Origin of the sequence: Algoriphagus sp., from assembly GCF_024642405.1 — a bacterium.
Lineage (GTDB): Bacteria > Bacteroidota > Bacteroidia > Cytophagales > Cyclobacteriaceae > Algoriphagus.
The window spans coordinates 1-2,745 of record NZ_JAHEBC010000456.1 but is presented as its reverse complement, the minus strand read 5'-3'; the positions used below and the strand labels follow the sequence as shown (position 1 = coordinate 2,745).

At 38.5% G+C, this 2,745-nt stretch carries 2 protein-coding genes; both read left to right on the top strand.

The window, feature by feature from the left end; all coding sequences use genetic code 11:
* Positions 1–2,104, top strand: a 2,104-nt coding sequence (locus tag Q0L68_RS19285) for a hypothetical protein (RefSeq protein ID WP_296705877.1), incomplete at its 5' end; no start/stop codon positions are given.
* A gap of 251 nt (positions 2,105–2,355) precedes the next feature.
* The coding region (locus Q0L68_RS19280) for a hypothetical protein (protein WP_296705876.1) at positions 2,356–2,745 on the top strand (390 nt) is incomplete at its 3' end.

Here is a 2,745-nt window from a genome sequence, read left to right as displayed (position 1 = left end):
GATCTGGGTACAGAACTATCAAGCAAAATACAAAACTGAGGCCGAATATGTTGAGCACTTAGCAGATGCCATTTGTTTTTGGTTAGATAGACTTCATCCCGCACTAAATCAGCAAATCAATGGAAACATTGCCTCAGTACTAAACATCGTGCTTGAATTTGATAAATCATATTTCAATCCTTTATCATTAGAACAAGTAGATTCCAAAGAAATCCTAAACCTACATTTACAATGTTCCTACGCCGATGGTATATTAACCATCGGTTTACCAAAACATATCCGAAAACTTTTCATTGGAGGTGATAATGCTGGTGAAAGAGCATTTATGACCGAAATTCTTAAAGCCTTGACTGTTATAACTGGTATCGCTTTGAGCGATCAATACATCTTAGAAAGTATCGATCAACATATGCCCCTCGGTCAAGCTAAGATGATTCTGTTACTTGACACGAGAAAAGACTTACAGTTAGACAATCGTTGGCTGCTTCCAACACTTTATATAAGTGATGCGGAAATTAACCTGCTACTTGATAATCTGGTTGATATTGTTAATCGCCCAGACCCTATTCCTGAGAAATTTCAAAGTGTTAATGAAAAAAAGGAGTTTTGTAATTACGTTGTATTACGCTTAGTGCAGCACCTCATTGAAAAGCTAAAAGAATTCAATGGAGAATCCTTGATAAGTAGATTGATTGAAGTTAATGAACGACTGGTACACAACAGAGAGTTTAGTAAAATCAAGACAGCTGCCGAAATCCACTGCTTCGGAAATGATGAAAAAAAGTTGGAGAAAATTCTCAAAAAGCAAAGAAATCTCGTCAATACATCTCTTGCCACAAGATGTTTGATAGAGTTTGCAGCCTTGGTTCCGGCTGCAGGAGATCGTAAACCAAGCTTCGACCAATTAGATGAACTGCTCACCATTATGAACGAAATTTTGAATTATGGTATGCTTAGCGATACCCTTCATTTTGGGATGGATGATCCTGAAATGGGTCTGCTTCCCTCAGGCCGAATAGGCATATCTAAAGAGTTCTATGATCAAAAACTCCAACCGTTTCATAAGGACAATACGCTCGCAAACATTGAAGCACAGCTAGAGGCTTTTTCTAGCCAATTTGAGACATACACAACTAAGGAAAAAGATGTTGATACTGAGGCTCTGTTCGACCATATGGATGAAGCATTCTTGGAAGATTGGGGTATTGACTACACCAATCTGTTGGGTATATGCATGCAAGCATCGGCAATGGCAGAACATAACGGAGATTCCGTTTTGGCGATGCTTGAGATAGACCTATTGGCTGAACTTAAGCGAATAATGATTGGGGCAGAAGATCAGATCGAAGCAGGTTTGGAAAAGCTTCGTTTTGAAAATAAGCCTGACATTATTAGCGATCAGGCAGGCTATTTAAACTCAGATTATTTCCCATGGAAGTACAATAGAGAGTTTAGTTATGCTCGAAGACCTTTTGTAGTTGTTGATACTGAGAATGGCCGAAAGTATTATTGGGGAATGAGGCAGTGTATTGCAGCAAGTCAGTACTTTAATCAACTACTTCATTCGGGTAGATTAACAAATGGAGGAAAGAAAATCAATAGTTTACTTGGCAGTTTTAAGGAGAAAAACGGAAAGCATTTTAGAAATACAGTGACTACGTGGCTAAAAGATAATACTCACCTAGTGGTTTGGGACTATGAAGTGACCATGAAGCCAACGGGACACTTCAATGCTGACAAAGATTACGGCGATTGTGATATTGTTGCGTATGATCCCACAATCAACCAAGTTTACAACATCGAGTGCAAGAGAACTGAGGCAGCAAGAAATATCCAACAGATGAAAAATGAGATGGATGCCTACCTAGGACGGGAAGGGCAAAAGAAGAAAGTGGCCAAACATGTGGACAGGGATAATTGGTTGCAAGAAAATCTTGATCAAGTAAAATTCTTTGTAGGAGCAGAGAAAACCCCAAAAGTAAAGTCACTGATTCTAACATCCGATCTTATTCCAACAAGATACTTGAGAGAAGAAGAATTACCCATGCCCATAATAAGCTATCGTGAATTAAGGAGGAATGGAACTGATATACTTAGAGATTGATAAAAAAACACCAAACACCATTTGGTTCTGATATTTCGATGATATTACAAAACGATCGCCTTCTCTTTCAGGAGAGAGCCTGTCCCGATAAGGAATGCGATATCGGGAGAGGGGTGAGGAGGAATTACAAATCCCACCCAGTCCAAACGAGAGATTTGACTACAGCAGTTGGGGATATCTAGATATAATGATATGTTCGTTTTCCCTAAGTTGGACTTGGGTTTCTTTAAGGGTTGGGCTTAATTAATACTATGAAAGAAAATAGATCAATAGGAATCAGAATTCATGATTCTCATCATGGACTGGTTCAAAGTACTGGGGCTATAGTTGAGTCTGAACTAGGCTTCTTAAAAGAATTAGGGGCAGCAATACAAATTGCAACGGTCATAAAAGATCATGAAACAATTCATGACGTTAAGTCCTTTTATGCAGCCACTGGGGAAATAAAAATACAGCAGTCACTGTCAAAAGCAGGACTTGAACACCTTCAGGCACTTGATTTTGTAAGGCTTCAATATAAAACTGGTAAAAGTCAAATTAAAAGAATAGATATTCTGGTTCCAGGATTGGATAAACTTTATGAAGACACTGGAGATTACTTCAATTCAGAAAACGAAAGTGATTTAGCCCAAAATACTGTT